The sequence below is a fragment of the Arthrobacter sp. SPT-J7 genome (assembly GCF_059089965.1).
Genome location: NZ_JBNHFF010000001.1, coordinates 114,956 through 135,637 on the forward strand (window position 1 = coordinate 114,956; position 20,682 = coordinate 135,637).

Genomic DNA, 20,682 nt, shown 5'->3' on the forward strand with positions numbered 1-20,682 from the left:
CACTTTCTACTTGATGCCGATAGGTTCGAGGGGCTGCGGGGTGCCGGCCAACCAGGACGGATCCAGCTGTCCAACGGACGGGCAACCCAGCAGGCGCATGGTTCTGGTCATTTCGGTGCGCAGGTTCTCCAACACATGGGAGACTCCTGCTTCGCCGGCAACCGCGAGCCCCCAGGCAGGAAGGCGTCCGACCAGAACAGCCTTAGCCCCCAACGCGAGGGCTTTCACGACATCGCTGCCGCGGCGGACGCCGCTGTCCAGGATGATGTCGATGTCGCCGCCGACGGCCGCGGATATCTCGGGCAGGACCGCAATCGAAGCCGGAGCTCCGTCCAGCTGCCGGCCGCCGTGGTTGGAGACGATGATGGCATCGACTCCCAGCTTGGCTGCCCGCAGCGCGTCGGCGACGCTGAGGATGCCCTTGACCACAAGCGGACCCTTCCAGTTGTCGCGCATCCAGGCGATGTCTTCCCACGAGGGGGAGTGGGAGTCCTTGCCGGTGCGAGTCATTTCGGTCAGTTCCATCGGCTTGCCGTCTACCGTGAGGTCCGCCGTGTTGGGCAATTGGAAGGGCATGCCGTCACGCATGAAACGGTAGATCCAGCCCGGACGCTTGCTCATCTGGGGAGCCATGCGTGCGGCGTTGGCCAGATTGATGCGCATGTCGTAGCTGAATCCGTTGCGGAAGTCCTTCTCGCGGTTGCCGGCGACGCTGGTGTCGATCGTGGCGACCAGGCCTTCGTATCCCGCCGCCTCGGCCCTGCGCACCAGAGACTGCATGGCTTCCTGGTTGGAGAACCGGTATGCCTGGAACCATTGGGGACCCGGGGTTCGGGCAATCTCCTCGAGCGTGTATCCGGAGGCAGAAGTCGCCACGTGGGCGATGCCAGCGGCGGCGGCCGCTGCCGCGATGCCTAGGTCCCCGTGGGGATGCACCAGACGCATGCCCCCGCAGGGCGCAGTCAGGACCGGCATGGAGAGGTCTAGGCCGAGAATGCTGGTGCGCAGGTCCGGGTCCTGGACCCATGTAGCGCCGCGCGGTTCGAAGGCGAGGTCACGAAAGCCTTGCGTATTGCGGCGCAGAGTGACTTCGTCTTCTGCGCCGCCGTCGACATAGTCGAAGATGGCTTTGGGCAGTTGCTTGCGCGCTTCGTTCTGCGCGTCCTCGTAGTTCAGGACGCGGGCCATGCGCCGATCGGCCAGGAGGGTGCTGATCGTCATTCCGTCACCGGTTTCCGAGAGGGGAGGGCAGGCCGCTGTCGGGGCGCAGGGGGATTCCGTAAAGCTTGCTGGCGTTTTCGCCCAGGATGCGGCGGCGCCGTTCTTCGGGGAAGCTCTCGGGGACGGACTCGTAGGGGGAATCGTAGTCCCAGTGCGGGTAGTCAGACGAGAACATGAGCCGGTCGGCGAAACCGGAGTCTTCGAACATGTGGAACACGCCTTCGAGCTGCTCAGGCCGTTCGGGTTCTTCCAAGGGCTGCGTGCTGAACCAGAAGTGTTCGCGGAGGTATTCGGACGGCTTGCGCTGCAGGTGAGGCAGCTCGTGGCGCAGCTTGGCCCAGGTGGCGTCCAGGCGCCAGCTGAAGGGAGCAACCCAGTCCCATCCCATCTCAAGAACGGCGATCTTCAGCTTGGGGAATCGGTCGAAAACACCCTCGAAGATCAGGCTGGGGACAAGGGCCAAGGGCAGCACGCCGAAGGCGGCGTGGGTCTCGGCGTAGAAGTTCTGCCGCCCGGCACCGGTGGGTTGACGGCCCATGCCGGGAACGTGGAACGACAAGGGGATGTCGTAGTGCTCGCACGCCTCGAAGATGGGCCAGTACCGGCGCTTTCCCAGGGGGTCCTGGCCGGAAGGGGACATGAGGACCTGCACGAACTTGTCGCCGAACTCGCCCTCCTTGCAACGCTCGATCTCTTTCTCTCCGCCCGGAATGTCCCGGGCGATGGTGACGGAAGCCCGGAATCGGTCATCCGTGCCGCACCAGGTGTGGGCCAGCGCATTGTTGTAGGCGCGGTAGAGCGACGTAGCCAGCTGGTGCGGCATGTTCGCCCCGCCGTTGGTGATGATGTAGGTCTGCGGGCAGGTCAGCACAGCTGCGGTCATGTCGAACGGATCCAGGACCTGCTCGACGGCCAGGTGGGGATCGATGCCGACGCGTCCGTTATCGTCAAGCGCGTCCAGCCGGTGGGTGAATTCGCGCTGGGACGGGTAGACACCTCCGCCCATGGCGCCCAGCCCATAGCGGGCGATGTAGTCCTGCCACTTTTGCGGCAGATGGTCGGAGACCTGCGGGTCGGTCGGCAAGGGCATGGGGTGGAAGTCAACGTCGATGACTCCCAGCTTTGATCCGGTGGGGGCGGCAGGGCCGCCGAGTTCCGTGATGGTCATCCTTAGTCCTTCTATTCCTCTGTGGGACGAGCGCAAATTCTGTCCCGTGTGTACGAATTTCTAGATCTGGTCTTTGTAGGTTTCTCGGGCAATGAAGACTGCTACCAGGGACAGCAGGCTGACTGCCGCCGTGAAGACGACGACCAGTTGCACGTTGGGGGCTCCGCCGGCTGACAAGAGCAGGAACGAGCACAGGGCCGGGGTAAGGCCGCCGCCGAGGGATCCAGCGATTTGGTACCCCATTGAGGAGCCGGTGTAGCGCAGATGGGTCGGGAAGAGTTCTCCGATCCAGGCGGCCAAGGGCGCGTAGCAGATGGCGTGAGCAATGGAGATCAGGGAGATCGTCACGTACAGCCCGGCCACACTGCCGCTGTTCATCTGCTGGAACAGAAGTATGCCTGCGACGGCCTGCCCGAGAAGCCCAATCCCGACAACTTTTTTCCGCCCGATGAAGTCCGACCAGATGGCGAAAATCGGCTGGCCGATGACACCGAAGGCTGCGGCAATGATGGACGCGGTGAGCATCTGGGACCGATCGAAACCGACTTGCAGGCCGTAGGAAGCGGCGAAAGTCAGGTACACCGAGCTGACAGCGAAAGGGCCTAGCGCCAGCAGGGTGGTGAGGATCAGGTTCTTCGGGCGTCGGAACACCTCCACCAGCGGCGCCTTCTGCTTGGACTTTTGCAGCTCGGCCTTCTTCTGCGCGGCGACAAAGACCGGGCTTTCGCTGACGCCCAAACGGATCCACAGCCCGATGACCACGAGAACGGCGGAGAACAGGAACGGCAGACGCCAGCCCCAGGCGAGAAGGTCTTCCTCGGGCATCAGGGCCACCAGAGCAAAAACGCCGTTCGCGACGAGGATGCCGCCGGTGAGCCCAATCTGCGGAAAACTGCTGGCAAAACCCCGCTTCTCCGGGACGTGTTCCATCGCCATGAGCACCGCGCCGGCCCACTCCCCACCGCCGGAGAGTCCCTGGACCAGACGCAAGAGCAACAGGAAGACCGGAGCCCAGATACCGATCTGCTCGTAGGTGGGCAGCAGCCCCATCATCGTCGTGCCGACACCCATTGTGAGAATCGACAGGACCAGCATTTTTTTGCGGCCAATCCGGTCACCGAAATGGCCCCAGATGGCACCGCCCAGCGGGCGGGCAATGAAGCCGATCGCCAGGGTGACGAACGCCAGCAGCGTTCCCACGACCGGGTCGAAGGATGGGAAGAACAGAACGTTGAACACCATCGCGGACGCGATGCCAAATAAGTAGAAGTCGTACCACTCGATCAGGGCGCCAAAGAGGCTGGAAACCAGAACACGGCGTCGTTCGCGCGGCGGCGTGACAGTTACTTCCGGTTCTGTTACAAGCCCTTCTGGGGGTCCTGCCGTGCTCGTCATTGAGTCATCCATAGTGTCTCCGTGTGCGGGATGGTCGGAACGGTGAGGGTGCTGCAGTCAACACCTAGCGTGGACCATATCACTTATTTTTTATTAAAAATACCCGAGATGTGACCCCAGGCACGTGCTGCCGGCGCTGTCCTGAAGTCGGAGCCACGAGAGGGGCGGGCCGCTGTGAACGAGCGATATCAAAGGCGCTGGTGGACCAAGTCCTCGGACGTCGCGGTCGTCCGGGTGGTGCTACCAGTTCAGTGGGGCAGGCCCAGGACAGGAGGGTTGAACGCTGCGAGGAACTGCCTGAATTCATCCACGGCATCGACCCCATCGGTCAGCGCCGCATCTAGCGCGAGGCGGGAAGATTCCACAATCGCTACGGCTGAGACGCGTATTTCACGCTCGGTGGCCGTCGTCTTCATGCCGCGAAGGCTCTCCTCCAGAATCCGCTCGCCGTCCTTGAGGACCTCGAGGAAGGCTGCCCAGTGCTCGGTGCTCTCCTGAATCAGCCGGTGCAGCGCGAGCCTCGTCAGGGGGTCAGGGCCCGCGACTATTTCTGCCCATGCCGCCGTCGTGCCATCGATGGAGCCACGGCCCGGCTGGGCCATTTGCCTGGCGAATCTTTCCGAAATGTCGGCAAAGTAGGGGCGGATCGCCTGCTCCTTAGAGGGGAACCAGCGGTGGAAGGTCCGGCGCGACACAGAGGAGGCGGCCAGAAGATCCTTGACGCAGACATCGCTCGATCCCGTATCCAGCATCACCTGAATGCACCGTCGTGATACGTCGAGCTGACGTTGCTGAAGAATGCTCACTATTCGAAGATAGCGACCTCCTGCCCGGAATGGCACTTTGTGCCATTCTGTTTTTGGTGATTAGCTGCAGGAGGGCAGGGCATCGTGGAGAGGCGGACATCGATGGGACAACTTGAGGTAGAAACCGCTGTTCTGGTCCTTCGACGCAGAGTGATGCAGAGGGTGAAGCGTAAGAGTCATGCGGGAGGGTACCCGCGTCCACTTAACGGGTTGCCGCCGCCATCATCGGGGGCTCCGGCTGGGCCGGCTTAGCATACGAGTGCTTCGGTGGCACTTGGTCCTAGGGCAGGTTTAGGAACCAGCTAAGCGGCGTTCCGGTCGCCAGCAATTGGGCCGATGTCGCACCCCGGTTTTGGCAGTCCGCGCCGACTCCGCAAGCTGGTGTCCGGCAAGTAGGCGACCGCGCGGATTAGGGATATGTATCAGGGCGAACCTTCGGGTTCATAAATAAGGAGATAATTCGCTTGTTGAAATTTGAAAACCGAGTCGCGATTGTAACCGGTGCCGGTCAGGGCATGGGCAAGCTACACGCAGGCACGTTGGCATCAAGGGGTGCCCGCGTCGTCGTGAACGACGTCTCCCAGGCGAACGCCGAGCAGGTCGTGAAGGAAATCGTCGACGCCGGCGGAACTGCCGTCGTCGACGTGCACGATGTCGCCACCGAGGCCCCCGCGATCGTGCAGACGGCCATCGATGTCTACGGACAGCTCGACATCGTAGTCAATAACGCCGGGATCATTCGTGTCGGCCTGTTCGGCGAGCAGTCCTCGGAGGAGTTCTGGCAGGTGTTCGATGTGTCCTTCCGCGGCACGGCCGAACTCTCTCGTGTCGCCTGGCCGCACCTGGTGAAGTCCGGTTCGGGCCGCCTGATCCTGGTCTCCTCCAGCGGTGTCCTGGCCAACCCGGGAGCCTCCGCCTACGGTGCTGCCAAGGGCGCGATCTGGGCGCTTGGGAACACCCTTGCCATGGAGGGCGACCGCGTTGGCGTGCAGGTGAGTACGCTAATGCCCACCGCCTGGACCCCGATGACTGAGAGCGCCTACAGCGATCCGACGATCATCAGCACCCTCCGCGACGGGCTCGGCCCGGAGCACGTTGCGAACTTTGTCGCCTACCTCTCACACCAGGACACCACGGTGCACGGTGACATGTTCCAAGTCAGCGGCGGCCGCGCCGGCCGGATGGTTCTCGCAGGTCTGCCACGCGTGCAGTCCACGGAGAACACCCCCGAAGGATGGGTCGATGTCACGGACCAGCTCAAGGCAGACTCCGACCAATTGACGCAGTACCGGATAACCGGCGAACAATTCACCGACGAGATGGTTGCGGCGAACCCCGCCGTCGCGGAGGCCTTCAAGAACATAAACACCGCGGACCTCGGCGCCTAACCGCTAACCCCGATACAACCGCGGGCGGCCGACAGCCCAACGGCTGCCGGCCGCCCGCCGATGCCGGCATGCGAACACGGGACGACCAGCGAACATTTAGTCGAGCGCTAGCTCGCAGTGGGGCAGCGCATCACGACAGGTACTCGTGAACTGCCGATGACCGTGAATATGCCGTTGCATCACTGCTGAGGCCAAAGCCAGAGAAGATTGCTGTCGGGAGCTCAAATCTTGTCAGAATGAGGTCTAAGACTGCGGTTGCACGGTGTCAGAATGGGAGATGGGGCTTTACCCTGACGGGATTCAGGGCACTCATCTGACGTCAGGTTGAGGTGTACTCCAACTAGGCATCTCGCAGGCGTCGTCTTTCAGAAGTCGCTTGCAGATCCATCATTTGAACGGTGGAACCGTCAAACGGCCCTAACTAGATATCGAAGCGGGCTTGGATGAGGTCTGAGAGCCCTTGCGAGAGCACGTCCTCCGGGCCGACTTGCTCCAGTCCGTCGCCGCCGAACTCTACGCCCCTCCCATCATCGGTGAGCGCCGCGTCGATGCCGAGCGCAGTACAGAGGGCGAGGAAGCGCCGGGCGAAGTCCTCAGGGGCGAGCCGGGGGGCCGGGCACGCGCGTAACGCGGATCTCTACTGTCTGGGTTGTTCGGGGCTGAACCTGTGTCATGGCTTGAACCTAGCACCCATTGATTTCGCGTCGACGAGACCCCCGCCCCGCTCAGGAGACCCGGCCCGGCCCGCTGGAAAGCACCAGCGCCCGCACACTGTCAGATGCGCCGGGCATCGTCCCGGCTCGGCACCTTATAGCTGGGCCGTGCAGCGGGAGATGATCGCCTCGTCGATCTGGTCAGCCGTTCGTCGTCATGAACAGCAGCCCCTTCGAAGGACTTCAGGGTACGCACGAACTCCGCGACGATGGCGTTCTGCTCGATGTTGCCCCGCACTCGATAACGAACATGTCGGTCTCAACCGGGGCCGGCCCCGGTTCGTGGGGGACGAATCCCCTAGGGCCGTGACTTCGGTCTGTGATCAGTCGCCCTGTCTGCTGAGAGCGATTCGTATCTGCCGCGGTTGGGGCACCTTAACCGGGCCCCTTTGCGGGCGGGGTTTACGCGAATTCGAGGAGCGCTGAAACCCGCTCCTTATTAACTGTGGGATTTGCCGGGGGAGTGGTGCGCTGAAGGACCCGCTTATGGGGCACACGAAGAAGGGCATAAGCGCCGATATTTTTCGCTCTTGTTGGCATCGGCGGCCAGTCGGCGGGGCGGGGGTTCACATTGTTGTCAGTTACGGGCCGAGCCTTCTTTCGGCGGTTTCGTCCACGAGGTTGCGCACCAGGAGATTTACGGTGAAGCCGATAAGCCTGGGGAGGAAGCCGTAGGCAATCTTCTTTAGCCGGGAATTGGACGAGAACATCGTCCAATCACAGATACACGATCGCCGAGGTAGTGCTAGCTCACTCGTCTGGCCTGTGCACGGTCGGGCGTGGGCCGGGCAGTCCTAGGCATCGGAGTTGAGCTTGTTTCTGTAGTGGGAAGCCTCCCTGAAGGCTGTTGGTGGCATCCCTCTCCAGCGTTTAAAGGCGATTGTGAAGCTGGCTGGGTCTGTGTAGCCCAACATGCGGGATATTCGCGATACAGAGTGATCTGTATTCGAGAGTAAATGGGTGGCGAGGTCGCTCAGAGTATCGTCCCGAATCTGGGCGAATTCTTTCCCCGCGAGTTCGAGCTTGCGTCGCAGAGTGCGAGGCGAAACCCGCAGCGCTGCGGCCACATTTGCCAGTTTGCGGTTGAGTTCGGGGGCGGCTCTGATGGTCTTTGAGACGGTGTCGGGCCAGTCGCCGGTCGTCCTGAGGGTCTCGAGAATCTGGGTATCCGCTTTGACCCATGCCGCGTGCTGGAAGGCGTTACCGAAGGGGAGCTCGTGTGCTGATGTTGCCGGGTCCCACCATAGCCGCAGGGTTTCGGAGCCGCAGTCGATGTCGCAGGGAACGTACGTCGAAAGCTCGGGGGAGGCTTCTGCCAGAGGAAATTCGACCCGGGTGAAGGGGAAAGGGCGGCCGTACAGCCAGGTGAGAGTTTGGGAGCTGGAACAAAGATCGCGATAGACGCTGAACGGGATCAGTTCTTCCGGGGCACCGGGATAGGTGTACTCCACCCCGGTAACCGTGCCATCCGATGTCCGGAGAGGCGTAATTTCCATGAGGGCAGGGGCGTAGTCTGTTGCATCGCTGCCCACTTCTACCCACGCGGCAACGGTCGGTGCGGTTACGAAGGCCAATCCGCGAATGCCGAAGGAGCCCAGTGTGTAGGCTTGCGCGGCCTTCATCCAAAGATCGACACGACTTCTTGTGAGTGCGACGAACTGAAGCTGAAAGGCCAGCTCCTTCCTTGCAGGAATAGTGCCTCCCGGGCGGTCGACCGCGCGAGGGTCAATTTCCGCATTTGCGAGTGCAGTTCGCCAATCGAGATCCGCATCGTCGAGCAGTCCGCGCAGTTCATGCACAAAGAAGTTCGGCACCCTCAGATTCTGATACGAGCTTAATCTCACCGCTGCCATCTTTCGCCGCCGAGGTATGGAGGCCCTCCGGATTGTTCAGAGCTCCCATGTTAGCCGTGTCCTCCTGCTCGGCGGAGCCGGCCGGCGGTCCCGGTGAAGCCAGGTTTGGGTGCCGTTCCTGCCCATGGCGTGTCCGCCCGAATGTCGGGAGGAACGGTCCCGGATCGCGTTTTGCCGTCTTTTTTGGGTCGTCCGGTTCCGGGAACGCTGCCGCGTTGAAGGATGAGCAGGCATGCGGATCCGTTGGAAGCTTCCCATTCGCGCCCTCTGCGGCAAGAACCGAGCACGCTGGCCTCCTTTTCAATGCTATTGGCCCACTTTACTGTGTCGTTGAGATCACGTTTGTTCCTAGAGTTGGTGCTCAATGGGTCGGCACTGAAGCCGGCGCAACTACATGACAGGAGATCCAGTGAGCATTAGCAGCAGTGCCTCGGCCGCCCGCACCGCTCGAGGGGGAACTCGATTCGCGGAAATGGACAGGCCTGCGATTACGGCAGAAGAATTCAAGTCCGCATTCCGCAACCATCCAGGCGGAGTCGCTGTCATCACAGCCGATGCCGGCGACGGGCCGGTCGGCCTGACCGCAACCTCTGTGATTTCGGCCAGCGTGGAACCCAATATTCTGGCCTTCTCAGTCTCTGAGTTCTCGTCCAGCACGCCGACCATTCGCAGTGCAGACACGGTCGTTGTGCACCTGCTCAGTGCGGATGAAGTGCACATTGCAAAACTCTGTGCGACCAGCGGAATCGACCGGTTTGCGGACCCCTCCCAGTGGTCGCGGCTTGAGACCGGAGAACCCTACTTTCCCATGGCCCAGGCCTGGATCAGGGGCAGGATCGTGAACTCTATGGCTGCCGGCGGATCGGCCATCGTAGCCGTTGAGGCGCTTGAAGCGTCGCCGGGTTTGTCCGGTGACGGGGTGCCCGGAAGGCCACTGGTTTACCACAACCGGTCCTGGCACGCTCTCGGAGATGCATCGCGACTCTAAACGACGCCGGTGAAGGCAAAGCATCAACGGCAGTCGGATACGCGTGCTGCCCTCTGCCAACTCTTCGAATGCCTGTCCCTTGACCCGGGCCTGAGACCGGTGCTCTTCGGCACCCAATCATAGGTCCGTAGAAAACTGGCACTGAACAAAACCAACCCCTCTGCATCTCTACGAAAGGATGACTGACAATCATGACCATTACATCGCCCAACGTCGTCACTGACCGCACCGTTGAACGTGACTTCGTCGCTGATCACACAGTTGAACGTGCCCAACGGCCGATAATGGACGGCCCGAACAAGTTCAAGATGGCCATGTTCGGGGCGAACGTGTCTACCGGACAGGGCGGCCTCACGCTGGCCGAGAACACCATCAAGCTCGGCAACTGGGACGAGGTTCAGGGCCTTGCTCAAAAAGCGGACAGGTATGGCGTCGAGGGGTTTATCCCGATCGCCCGCTGGCAGGGGCTTTCGGGCCCCGACCGGCCCTGGGGCAGGCAGCACGAGACGCTCACGTGGGCGGCCGGAGTGGCGGCAGCAACGCAGAACATCCAGGTTTTTGCCACCTGCCACATGCCGTTCTTCCATCCGCTCATGGCGGCGAAAATGAGTGCGACGATCGATCACATCAGCGGAGGCCGCATGGGCTTGAACGCCGTCGCTGGCTACCACCAGCCGGAGTACAAGATGTTCGGACTCGACCTGCCCGAGCACGACAAGCGATACGAGTTGGCGGACGAGTGGATGACGATCGTCAAGCGACTCTGGTCCGACGAGGGTGATGAGTACGAGTTCGACTTCGAAGGCGACTTCTTCAAGCTTGAGGGCGCGCAGGCGTACCCCAAGCCCGTTCAAACGCCCGGACCCGTGGTGATGAGCGCCGGCTCGAGTCCGGCAGGCCAGAAATTCGCGTTCGACCACGCCAATATCCTGTTTGCCCAGGTCGCCGGCGTTGACCAGAGTAAGCAGGCCGTTTCCAAACTCCGGAAGAACGCAGACGAGGCAGGCAGGCCGGATCTTAATCTGTGGGCAGGCGTCCATATCGTGTGCAAAGACACCGAGAAGGAAGCGCAGGACTACGTCAAGTACGTCGAAGAGGAAAAGGGAGACTGGGAAAGCGCCGCACGCTATCAGGCAATCGTTGAATCCGGCGACGCCCGCAGCATGAACTGGGATGACTACAAGCGGTCCGAGGACTTCAAGAAGGACGGAGCTGTCCGGGCCTACCTGAGAGCTGGTCTTGTTCCGCTGGTAGGCACGCCGGAGATGATCGTCGATGGGCTCCAGAAGCTCTCCGACGCAGGTATCGCGGGTACCTGCATCGGGATGGTCGACTACGACGAGGGCCTGGACCGCCTGAACGAGCAAATCTTCCCGCTGATGCGCAGCGCCGGACTTCGCGCCTGACACAGGACTTCGTGCTGATCCAGCCGCCACTGGCCGCGGCGACCGGAAGCGCGACCCCCTCCGGCTCGGCTGCACTGCCCCGTCGCCGACGGCAGTAGGCAGCCGAGCCGGGCACTTCAGACCCTGACGCTCACCACCATTCCAAGCTCAGCGAGCCTCGAACGACAGCGCGTCGAACAAAAAATCAAGCGATCATCCACAACTGAGGAGCACAAGATGACCTTTCCGGACCCACGAAAATTTCGGCTGGTAGTTGCAGGCACCACCGACTCAGGAGAGACCGATTTCCTCGAAGTCGGCGACCCGGCAACTATCGACGTGCCGGACGTTGCCGTCGGAGCTTTCTACTGGGCCATCGAGGGTGGACACAGCAGAGAGAACATCGGGCGTCCTCCCAGCACTGTGCAACTGGCGGGGCCCAACGGTTCGACCTTCGGGGTCAACAGCTTCCCGGCGCGTTCGGCCGGCAAAGGCATCAGCATCGAAGAGATCGATCCCACTTTTGAAACCGGGCACGGCGGCGACCCCGCCATGCATGCGAGCGACACTGTCGATTACGAGGTCGTGCTCTCAGGCAAGGTCGATCTCGAACTCCCCGGCGGAAAGAAGCGCACGCTCGTACCGGGCGACCTGCTCGTCATGGCCGGCGTACCTCACGCCTGGAAGAACCCCTACGACGAGGACTGCGTCTATGCCGTGGTGACGATCGGCTACAACAACAAATAGCTCAGCGCCGATCCGCAACAACCCGCCCTTTCAGGCAAAGCATCAAGAAGTAGGAGACATCATGTCCGAGTTCAAATACCACCGCATCACGGAAGGCAGTGCATCATGAGTCTGAGTTCCCCAGGTAAGGCGCTGCGCGCAATTTTCGAGCGGCCCGAGACCTTCATCATGCCGTTTGGCACGCTGCCGATCCACGCTCAGATGGCTCAGCACGCCGGGTTTGAAGCGTTTCAGCTCTCTGGCGGCATGTCGGCGTGGTGGGCTGAAGGTGTCTCCGATGTCGGCTGGCTGACCCAGACCGAGGTCGTGGCGCACGCAAGGCGCGTTGCACGAGGGGTCGATATCCCCGTCTACTGCGACGCAGACACGGGCTACGGTGGGCCTGTCAACGTCCAGCGCACCGTCGCCGAGTTCATCGACGCCGGCGTAGCCGGCATCCATATCGAAGATCAGCGCAATCCGAAAAAGTCTGGTGGCGTGGCCGGAATTGAACTGGTATCCGACGCAGAAGCAATCGGAAGGCTGAACGCCGCCGTGGACGCCCGGGACCGGCTGGACCCCGACTTCGTCATCGTCGCCCGCACCGACGGATACGGTGCCGCAGGCGGAGGCGTTGACGAAGCCATTCGCCGCGGGCAGCTCTACCGTGCCGAGACGGGAGTCGACGTCATCTTCTACGAGGGACTCCACACGTGGGAACAGGCCGAAATCGTGCTGAAGGAAACTCCGGGTGCAAACTACGTCGCCCCGATGGTCGATCAACTTGGGCGCAAGACTCTCGCTGAGTTGACCGCCATGGGCCAGGCCATCGATGTGCTGCCGTTTGTTTTGCCCGGCATCCATGAAGTATGGCGCCTGCTCCTGGACGCCAGGGAAGCTGGCGACGCCACTCCCTTCGCCCAGTACATGGACAAGATGAATGAAACGCACGGCACCGAATACAACATCGGCTGGGGCCAGGGGATCGTGCGACCCTCGCTGGAGGATGTGCGCAAGATGGATGAAAAGTACGTTCCGGCTGAAGTGCGACCCGACTACGTCAACAACCTCAACGCCTAGCGTGTGGTGAGCAGTTGAACGCCTAAGCAGTGGCGGTGCTGCGAACATCGTGGCAGCGGCGGAAAACGTGCATTCTTCGTCCGTGCCGAGCTTCTGGCTGAGATCGAAGTTGTTGATCTCAGCCAGAAGCGGTGCCCGACGCAGAGGGGCCAGCGAACTTCAGATTAGCTGTCCACCATGGCTTCAGTCCGTTCTTGAGAACCAGCAGCCACGAGTATCCCTGCGGCTGAGAGCGTCAGGGTGCCGTGGAGTGAGCCATGCAGGTATGACCTCGATGGTTCCACTCAACGGCACCCCAAAGTCTTGGTACGGAACGACACACTGTAAAACCACTGGCCCTGGATTCAATCCGACGGCCCCTAACTCGAAGAAGGTGCAGGAAATGGCTGAAATGAATGAGCTCGACTTTGGCGGACGAGTTGCAATTGTCACCGGAGCAGGACAAGGCATGGGCCGCGAGCACGCCCTCATGCTCTCCTCCCGAGGCGCGCGGGTCGTGGTCAACGACATTAACGCCGAGCGCGCCGGTGAGACGGTGACACTGATCAGTGACGCCGGCGGCTCCGCGGTCGTCGACAGCCACGACATCGTCGAAGGAGCCGCCCATCTAGTGCAGACGGCAATCGACAGCTTCGGTGGTCTCGATATCGTGATCAACAATGCCGGGATCAACCGGTTCGGCCTGTTCTGGGAGATGGACAGTGAGGTGTGGTGGCGCGTGTTCAACACGAGCTTCCGCGGCCTGGTCGAGGTTTCACGCGCCGCGATGCCACACCTGATCGCCTCAGGCACCGGTCGGCTCATCAACGTGTCGTCGAACGCGCTGATGGGTGCGCCGCACGACACGGCCTACAGCGCCGCGAAGGCGGCAATCTGGGGCTTCGGGAACGCTCTCATCCCCGAGGGCCGCCAGGCCGGTGTGCAAATCTCGACCATTCTGCCCGTCGCCTGGACACCGATGACTGAAGACGCCTTCCCCAACCCCGCCATCCAAAAGGTGATGCGGGAGAAGTTCCCTGCCGCCGCGGTCGCTGCGTTCGCCACCTGGCTGGCGCACCAGGACACCACGGTGTACGGAGAGGCGTTCGAGATCGGTGGTGTCTCTGCAGCGAGAACGGTAATCACCGCGATGCCGCGCATCACGGTGCCCGGCACGACCCCCGAAGTCTGGGCGGAGAACGCGGAGACCCTCATGCAGGAGGGTGCGCTCTCCCCGCTGCGCAGCGCGAGCGAATCCTTCCGCGAGCAGCTCGTTTTCCTCGCTCCCGAGATGGAGTCGGAGATCCCCGCCGACGCGGCGGACCTGTCGACCAAATAGGCACGCATACTCCAATGAAGGAAGAAATGTCATAACCGAACTCATGGACAGGCGCAGGTTCCACGGAACCGATGAACTGGTAACCCAGGTCAGGGACGACGTGGACAGCGCGCGTTCCTGGGCCCTGGGTGCTGGCGAGGAATTTTGGTCGTGAGAGATCACAGGCGACAATCCGAAGGCGCCGCATCGGACCAGCGGTTCACGGCCGCACCTCTTACCCGCCGGCAGTGGCGGCTGCCGGCCCAAACGGGCGCAGCCGCTGCCGCCCAAGCCCCCGTGAGCCATTTGGCACGGAACCAGCTACGCCCAGCAAACACGGAGCTTGGAGCCTGCTGATCAACGCACTGGTAGAAATCCGGCACGACGGCCAAGTCATCAGAACTGGCTTCGTCGAAGACGCCATGCCTGACTCTTCCGTGCTCTGGATCGCCGCGGACGCCAACGGCCCGCGCCAAATGTTTGAAGCGTCCCAGGGACACCAGGTGTGGGTCACGCCGCAGGAACTGCCCGACGGCCTCCGCTACCGGATGACTACGAACCAGATCTTCAGGGCCGCGTCCTCGCGCAACGCATAAGCAACCACCCCAAGCCAGACAGCTGAACCTTCAACAGGCAGCTGTGCGTGTGAATCCCAAAGGTTCTGAAGATATCGGAAAGCGCCAGCACTTCCTGCAGAACTCTCAGGGGTTGGTGCTTCCGTTTGTTTCGCTGGGAGGCGAGGATCCGATCCCATGACCGCCTAAATCCCGACTGCGAAACCGGTTAATCGCGTGGGGTGCCGGAAGGTTTTGCGTTCATTGCAGTCTCCGTTGTTCGACGCCAATAACCGTGAGTATGTCCGGTCAGGTGTCGCAATGAAGAATGCTCAAAAGAGACAGTATTAAACCCGGATGCAGTCGGAACACGACGCACCGGCGTTATTCAGGCACTTGCATAAGCCCTCGCTCATTTTTGTCGCGGTGGGGCCGGCTTGTGGGACGTTTGTTCAACTGAATACGGGTTGGAGACGATCGCTGCGAATGTTCGTCGTCCCGATACGCGGGAGCGGTGAGGGCGTCGCCGTGAGCGGGGTTGAATTTCTCGGTCCTCATGATTCGCTGGGGAGTCACGGGGAGGAGCGGTCTAGGACGGAGACCAGCCCGTCGAGCCACTGCGGGGCCAGGGACCGGAACCGGCGGGGATCCATGGCGGCGGCACCGGCCGGGATCGCACCGGCCAGCGGTGTGGACAGGCCGCGCAGGTATTCGAAATTGCTGGCCTCAATCACGTCGGGCTGCTGCGGCCAGGCTCCGATCACTACGCCGCTTACCGCCAGCCCCCGATGGCCCAGCGCCTCCAGTGTGAGCATGCAGTGACTGAGGGTTCCCAGGCCGCTGCGCGCGACGACGATGACGCCTACGGTCAGGGCGCGCGGATCGGACCGGGTGCCGGCCCCGCCGCTAAGGGCCGCCGCAAGGTCCGCCAGCGTGTGCCCGGCCGAGTCCAGTTCGACCAGCAAACCGCCGGCGCCTTCAACCAGGACGTGATCGTTCGCTGCGGCCAGTTTCCTGACCCGTTCCATGTGTACGGCCAGGTGCGGCAGCCGGGTGTCCTCCAGATCGGCGGCCGCCGCAGGGGCCATCGGCGCCCGCAGCCGGGCGCCGTCGGAAACCGACGCCAGGCCGGCCAGGCGCCGCACTTCGTCCGAGTCGCCGGGTTCACCTTCCTCGACGCCGGTCTGGACCGGCTTATAGGCGGCCACCGTCCGGCTGCCCCATGCCGGCGAGGTGAGGGCGGCGGCCAACGCCGCCGTCGTTATGGTCTTGCCCACCCCGGTGTCTGTGCCGGTCACCACCAGGACCCGGGGAGGTGCGGGTGTTCCTGCGTCAAGGGAAGCAGGCATCAGGGCCGTCCCGCCATGGCTGGCTGGGATCCGGCGGCGGTTCCCGTTCCGGCTCCATTGCCGGCGCCGGCGACGGTCACCGTCAGCGGTGCCTGGAAGGACAACAGCCGGAGCCAGCCCGGTTCCGGACCTGTGAGGGCGATCTCCGGCAGGGCGCGGGCGGTCTCCTCCAGCACCAGTGCCGTCTCCAGCTCCGCCAACCGGGCGCCGAGGCAGCGGTGCAGGCCGTAACCGAAGGCCAGCGAATACGCGTTGGGGCCCGCATTCGGTGGATGGTGGCCGCTGAGCTCCAGCAGGATTTCCGCTCCTGCGGGCAGTTCATGTCCGTCCAGCTGGGTGTCCTGGGCCGCTGCCCGGCGCCAGGTGAATACGGAGGATTCGGTTGCCAGCACCCGGCGCACCATCGGCCCGGCTTCCCCGTCGCCGGACGCGAGGCGCCGCCACAGCTGCGGGTCCTCCAGTGAGCGGTACAGCGTGGTGGCGATCAGCTGGGAGGTGGTTTCCTGCCCGGCAATGACCAGGAAGTAGCCCAGGGAACAGATCCGGGCGGCATCCACCCCCGCCCGGTGCAGCACTCCGAACAGCGAATCCGTGTTTCGGCTCGCCTCGACTTCGGCGCGCAGCCAGCGGTAGAAGTCGGCGGCGCCGGCGGCCAGTTCGACCTGGCGCTGTGCGTCCGGCCAGCCCCAAAACAGCTCCAGGGAGTCGCGGCTCCAGCGTTTCAACTCGTCCAGGTCCGGGCAGTTGAGGCCAATCAACTCCTGCATGATCACCGGCGGGACGTGTTTGGCCACCAGATCGGCCAGGTCCACCGTCCCGTGCGCCAGCCCGGCGGCGGCCACCTCTGCCCGTTGGCGCGCCAGTTCGCGGATCCTCGGTCCCAGTGCTGCTACTTTGGCGGGGGAGAAGAACCCGGCTACCAGCTTCCGCACGCTGCGGTGGTCCTCGCCGGTGGCGGAGGCCAGCACTGGCGGCAGGGCGAAGCGCGCGCGGCTGAGGATCCTCAACGCAGCCGGACCCAGCGGCACGACGGCTGTCAGGGCGTTCGTGGGCACAAAGACGTCCGTCCGGCGCAGGACCTCACGGACCTGATCCGGATCCTTAACGACGTGAAAATTCATGCCTGTACCGCCTGTTCTGCTTGGACTGGGTGTTCAGCCCGTAGTGACTGTTCTGCCCGGACCGCATCAGCCACGAGCTCGGCGGCGCGCCGTGTCTGCTCCGCTGTCAGGTCCGCCCGGGCCGTCAGTCGCAGCCGTGAAATGCCGTCCGGCACGCTCGGTGGACGGAAACAGCCCACCAGCACGCCTGCCGCCTCCAGCCGCGTGGCGATCCGCAGCGCCGGCCCGGGCCGGCCGACCGGAACAGACTGGACCGCTCCCGCGGAACGCTCGATCCCGCACGCCTGCGCAATGGCTGTGGCGTTGCGGGCGACTGCTGCAGGCAGTCCCGGTTCGGCCAGGATGATCCGGCAGGCCTCGGCAGCAGCGGCCGCAGCGGCCGGGGCGAGCCCGGTGTCGAAAATGAACGGGCGGGCGGTGTTGACCAGGTGCTCGCGCAGCAGGGCCGGCCCCAGCACCGCCCCGCCCTGGGCACCCAGGGACTTGGACAGGGTGGCGGTGAGCACCACATGTTCCTTCCCGGCCAGTCCCGCGGCGTGGACCAGTCCGCGTCCATTCCCGGCTATGCCCAGGCCGTGCGCCTCATCCACCACCAGCAATGCGTCGTACCGTGCCGCCAGGGCGGCAGCCTCGGCCAGGGGAGCGGCGTCTCCCAGCACCGAGTAGATCGATTCCAGTACGACGACGGCGCGCGGCTGGGTGCGTCCGGCCAGCAGCCGTTCCAGTGCGGCCAGGTCCGAGTGCGGACAGATTTCCACCGGTGAGCGTGCGAGCCGGGCGGCGTCCACGAGCGAGGCGTGGATGTGCTCATCGCTGATGATCAGTGTGCCGGGTCCGCCCAGTGCGGTGAGGATCCCGAGGTTGGCGGTGTAGCCGCTGGAGAAGACCAGTGCCGCTGGCTGGCCGGTCAGCGCGCAGAGCCGTTCCTCCAGCTCCAGGTGGACGGACTGGGTTCCGGTCACGACGCGGGAGGCCCGCGCGCCGGTTCCGCAGCGCTGGAGCGCGTCAATTGCGGCGGCCTTCAGCCGCGGGTCCGTGGACAGGCCGAGGTAGTCGTTGGAGGCCAAGTCCAGCAGGTGCCCGGCGGGCAGTTGTCCGCCGGCAACATCTGCCCGCACCGCGGTCCGGCGGACCAGTCCCCGGCTGGTGCGCACCCGCTCCCGGTCCGCCAGCCAGTCCTGCATGGCACCCATCAGCCGTGCACCTGTGCGATGGCGGCGGTGAGGGCTGCGCCGATGGCTGCGACGTCGTCGTCTTCGGCCAGGTAGGGGGGCATGGTGTAGACCAGATCGCGGAAGGGCCGGACCCACACACCATGTTCCAGCGCTGCCCGCGTGACGGCGGGAATGTCTACCGGACAGTTCAGCTGGACGACGCCGACGGCACCGAGGGTGCGCACGTTCCGGACCGATGCCAGGACGCTGGCCGGTGCCAGCGCCCCGGCCAGCCCGCGGCCGACCCGGTCCACCTGCCGTTGCCAGTTGCTGGACTCGAGCAGGCCCAAGGAGGCATTGGCCGCCGCGCAGGCCAGCGGATTGGCCATGAAGGTGGGCCCGTGCAGCAGTGCCCGGAATGCGGATGCCGTGATGGCAGCGGCCACGTCGGCGGAGCACAGCACCGCGGCGAGCGTGAGGTAGCCGCCGGTCAGGGCCTTGCCCACGCACATCACATCCGGGGCCACCCCGGCCCATTCGGCGGCGAACAGCTTCCCGGTGCGGCCGAAGCCGGTGGCGATCTCGTCGAAGATCAGTAGCAGGTTGTACTGATCCGCGATCCGGCGCAGGGCGCGCAGGCACTCCGGGGCGTAGATGTGCATCCCACCGGCTCCCTGCAGTACGGGTTCCACGATGATCCCGGCGAGTTCGCGGTGGTGCCGTTCAACCGTCTCCTCCAGCAGCGCTGTCCAAGCCGCGACTTCGGCTGCATCGGAGATTAGACTTCCGTCGTCGGCAAGCCGGGCAGCCGGAGGTTTGGGCAGGAAGTGCTGCCGCGGCACCAGCCCCGGGAAGGCGGCATGCATGCCGTCCACCGGATCGCAGACGCTCATCGCGGCGAAGGTGTCCCCGTGGTAACCGCCGCGCAGGGCCAGGAACTGCTGCCGCTCCGGCCTGCCCGCGGCGGCCTGGTACTGGACGGCCAGCTTTAGTGCCACCTCTACGGAGACCGATCCGGAGTCGGCGAAGAAGACGTGCTGCAGCGGCTCCGGGGCCAGCCGGACCAGTGTCTCGGCCAATTGCACGGCCGGTTCGTGGGTCAGGCCGCCGAACATCACGTGGCTGAACCGCCCGGTCTGCTGCCGCACGGCCTCGTCCAGGACCGGGTTGCGGTAGCCGTGGATGGCACACCACCAGGAACTCATTGCGTCGATGGCCTCGAAGCGCGCGCTGTCCGAGGCCTCCAGCTCCAGGCGCACCCCCGACGCGCCTGTGACGGCGTAGGGGGACGGTCCGTCCAGCGGGGCGTAGGGGTGCCAGAGCAGGCCCCGGTCGCGGGCAGCCAAGGTGGCGGTTGCTGTTGCCACCGACGGCAGGCCCGCTGTACTAGGCATTGGGCGCCAGCTCCGTTCCGGCGCCGCGGCGCCGGATGGCAATCCCACCGGCGAGGGCAGGATCAGCATCGGCGCCAGCACCGGCGTCGTCCGCCCCCAAAACCACGAAACCGGCGTCGGTGATCATGGCCAGGTCCGCCTCGGCGGACTGGCCTTCGCTGGTCAGGTAGTCACCCAGGAAGAGGGAGTTTGCCACCTGCAGCGCCAGCGGCTGCAGGGACCTCAGATGCATCTCGCGGCCGCCCGCCATCCGCAGTTCCTTGTCCGGGCAGACGAAGCGCACCATGGCCAGGATGCGCAGGCACTGGGCCGGGGTGAGCAGCCAGGTGCCCTCCAACGGGGTGCCCTCGAACGGCATCAGGAAGTTCACCGGAATGGAGTCGCTGTCCAGCTCGCGCAGCGCGAAGACCGCGTCCACCAGCTCCTCGTCCGTCTCGCCCATGCCCACGATCAGTCCGGAACAGGGGGAGAGGCCGGCGCTCTTGGCGTACTCGACGGTGCGCACTCGATCGGCGTATTCGTGGGTGGTGCAGATATCGCGGTAGTTGGATTCGCTGGTGTTGAGGTTGTGGTTGTAGGCGTCGACGCCGGCGGCCTTAAGTCGGTCCGCTTGGCCGTCCTTGAGGATGCCCAGGCAAGCGCACACCTCGACCCGCGGATGCTCGTCCTTGAGCCGCTCTACTGCGCCGGCCACCCGCTCCACGTCGCGGTCGGTGGGGCCCTTGCCGCTGGCGACCAGGCAGACCCGCGAGGCTCCACCGCCGATACCCAGCGCGGCCTGCCGCACCGTCTCCTCCGGCTTGAGCCAGGTGTACTTAAGGATTTCCGCGGCCGATCCCAGCCGCTGCGAACAGTAGGTGCAGTCCTCCGGGCACAGGCCGGACTTGAGGTTCACCAGATAGTTCACCTTGACGGTGTTCCCGAAGTGCGCGCGCCGCAGCCGGCCTGCGGCGGCAACGAGGTCCATCAGCTGGTCGTTGGTAGAGTGCAGGACGGAAAGTGCGTCTGCCCGGCTTGCGCGACCGCCAGCCAGCAGTCGGTCCGCTATATCGTTGAATGAATTGAACACCGTTCAATAGTCGGCATCCCC

20 protein-coding genes are annotated in these 20,682 nt (G+C 64.0%); 8 read left to right on the top strand and 12 right to left on the bottom strand.

Annotated features, from left to right (window positions below; translation table 11 throughout):
* Positions 1-6: 6 nt before the first annotated feature.
* From AC5RWX_RS00515 to AC5RWX_RS00530, 4 genes are all read right to left on the bottom strand, one after another.
* A complete protein-coding gene (locus tag AC5RWX_RS00515; protein ID WP_494096804.1) occupies positions 7-1,221 on the bottom strand; it encodes an alpha-hydroxy acid oxidase in 1,215 nt (404 codons plus the stop codon).
* Between the two features lie 4 nt (positions 1,222-1,225).
* A complete protein-coding gene (locus AC5RWX_RS00520; RefSeq protein WP_494096805.1) occupies positions 1,226-2,389 on the bottom strand; it encodes an amidohydrolase family protein in 1,164 nt (387 codons plus the stop codon).
* A gap of 60 nt (positions 2,390-2,449) precedes the next feature.
* Positions 2,450-3,784, bottom strand: a complete 1,335-nt coding sequence (locus AC5RWX_RS00525; protein ID WP_494096806.1) for an MFS transporter — start codon at positions 3,782-3,784, stop codon at positions 2,450-2,452.
* Between the two features lie 248 nt (positions 3,785-4,032).
* On the bottom strand, positions 4,033-4,590 hold the full coding sequence (locus tag AC5RWX_RS00530) for a hypothetical protein (protein ID WP_494096807.1): 558 nt from the start codon (positions 4,588-4,590) through the stop codon (positions 4,033-4,035).
* Between the two features lie 467 nt (positions 4,591-5,057).
* Between AC5RWX_RS00530 and AC5RWX_RS00535 the strand changes: the two genes are divergently transcribed.
* Both AC5RWX_RS00535 and AC5RWX_RS00540 read left to right on the top strand, forming a co-directional pair.
* On the top strand, positions 5,058-5,978 hold the full coding sequence (locus AC5RWX_RS00535; RefSeq protein WP_494096808.1) for an SDR family NAD(P)-dependent oxidoreductase: 921 nt from the start codon (positions 5,058-5,060) through the stop codon (positions 5,976-5,978).
* Positions 5,979-6,438: 460 nt separating this feature from the next.
* Positions 6,439-6,606, top strand: a complete 168-nt coding sequence (locus tag AC5RWX_RS00540; protein WP_494096809.1) for a hypothetical protein — start codon at positions 6,439-6,441, stop codon at positions 6,604-6,606.
* Positions 6,607-6,752: 146 nt separating this feature from the next.
* Here the strand turns inward: AC5RWX_RS00540 and AC5RWX_RS00545 are convergent, their stop codons facing one another.
* From AC5RWX_RS00545 to AC5RWX_RS00555, 3 genes are all read right to left on the bottom strand, one after another.
* A complete protein-coding gene (locus AC5RWX_RS00545; protein WP_494096810.1) occupies positions 6,753-6,929 on the bottom strand; it encodes a hypothetical protein in 177 nt (58 codons plus the stop codon).
* 343 nt (positions 6,930-7,272) lie between these two features.
* Positions 7,273-7,401, bottom strand: coding sequence for a hypothetical protein (locus tag AC5RWX_RS00550; RefSeq protein ID WP_494096811.1), 129 nt, complete (start codon positions 7,399-7,401; stop codon positions 7,273-7,275).
* A gap of 84 nt (positions 7,402-7,485) precedes the next feature.
* Complete coding sequence (locus AC5RWX_RS00555; RefSeq protein ID WP_494096812.1) at positions 7,486-8,505, bottom strand: AraC family transcriptional regulator; 1,020 nt, start codon at positions 8,503-8,505, stop codon at positions 7,486-7,488.
* Between the two features lie 448 nt (positions 8,506-8,953).
* Here AC5RWX_RS00555 and AC5RWX_RS00560 point away from each other — a divergent pair, with 448 nt between their 5' ends.
* The 6 genes from AC5RWX_RS00560 (at position 8,954) to AC5RWX_RS00585 (ending at position 14,616) form a co-directional block, all read left to right on the top strand.
* A complete protein-coding gene (locus AC5RWX_RS00560; protein WP_494096813.1) occupies positions 8,954-9,532 on the top strand; it encodes a flavin reductase family protein in 579 nt (192 codons plus the stop codon).
* A 191-nt stretch (positions 9,533-9,723) separates the two neighbouring features.
* On the top strand, positions 9,724-10,938 hold the full coding sequence (locus AC5RWX_RS00565) for an LLM class flavin-dependent oxidoreductase (RefSeq protein WP_494096814.1): 1,215 nt from the start codon (positions 9,724-9,726) through the stop codon (positions 10,936-10,938).
* A gap of 216 nt (positions 10,939-11,154) precedes the next feature.
* Entirely contained in the window at positions 11,155-11,664 is a 510-nt protein-coding gene (locus tag AC5RWX_RS00570; RefSeq protein ID WP_494096815.1) for a cupin domain-containing protein, read from the top strand.
* Between the two features lie 105 nt (positions 11,665-11,769).
* Positions 11,770-12,723, top strand: a complete 954-nt coding sequence (locus AC5RWX_RS00575; RefSeq protein WP_494096816.1) for an isocitrate lyase/PEP mutase family protein — start codon at positions 11,770-11,772, stop codon at positions 12,721-12,723.
* Positions 12,724-13,105: 382 nt separating this feature from the next.
* On the top strand, positions 13,106-14,041 hold the full coding sequence (locus AC5RWX_RS00580) for an SDR family NAD(P)-dependent oxidoreductase (RefSeq protein WP_494096817.1): 936 nt from the start codon (positions 13,106-13,108) through the stop codon (positions 14,039-14,041).
* 401 nt (positions 14,042-14,442) lie between these two features.
* A complete protein-coding gene (locus AC5RWX_RS00585) occupies positions 14,443-14,616 on the top strand; it encodes a hypothetical protein (protein WP_494096818.1) in 174 nt (57 codons plus the stop codon).
* Positions 14,617-15,146: 530 nt separating this feature from the next.
* Here the strand turns inward: AC5RWX_RS00585 and bioD are convergent.
* The 5 genes from bioD to bioB are packed head-to-tail and all read right to left on the bottom strand — an operon-like array spanning position 15,147 to position 20,661.
* Positions 15,147-15,923 carry a dethiobiotin synthase gene (bioD, locus tag AC5RWX_RS00590; protein WP_494096819.1) on the bottom strand — a complete coding sequence of 259 codons (777 nt, stop codon included), beginning with the start codon at positions 15,921-15,923 and terminating at the stop codon, positions 15,147-15,149.
* Positions 15,923-17,044 (bottom strand): cytochrome P450, encoded by a 1,122-nt coding sequence (locus AC5RWX_RS00595; RefSeq protein WP_494096820.1) that lies wholly within the window; start codon positions 17,042-17,044, stop codon positions 15,923-15,925. Before AC5RWX_RS00595 ends, bioD begins: the two co-directional genes overlap by 1 nt.
* Positions 17,041-18,237, bottom strand: coding sequence for an 8-amino-7-oxononanoate synthase (locus tag AC5RWX_RS00600; RefSeq protein ID WP_494096821.1), 1,197 nt, complete (start codon positions 18,235-18,237; stop codon positions 17,041-17,043). Before AC5RWX_RS00600 ends, AC5RWX_RS00595 begins: the two co-directional genes overlap by 4 nt.
* Positions 18,237-19,592 carry an adenosylmethionine--8-amino-7-oxononanoate transaminase gene (locus AC5RWX_RS00605; protein ID WP_494096822.1) on the bottom strand — a complete coding sequence of 452 codons (1,356 nt, stop codon included), beginning with the start codon at positions 19,590-19,592 and terminating at the stop codon, positions 18,237-18,239. Before AC5RWX_RS00605 ends, AC5RWX_RS00600 begins: the two co-directional genes overlap by 1 nt.
* The gene (gene bioB / locus AC5RWX_RS00610; protein WP_494096823.1) at positions 19,585-20,661 is read right to left on the bottom strand and encodes a biotin synthase BioB; all 1,077 of its coding nucleotides are present in this window, start codon (positions 20,659-20,661) and stop codon (positions 19,585-19,587) included. The genes AC5RWX_RS00605 and bioB overlap by 8 nt, the downstream gene beginning before the upstream one ends.
* Between the last annotated feature and the right edge of the window lie 21 nt (positions 20,662-20,682).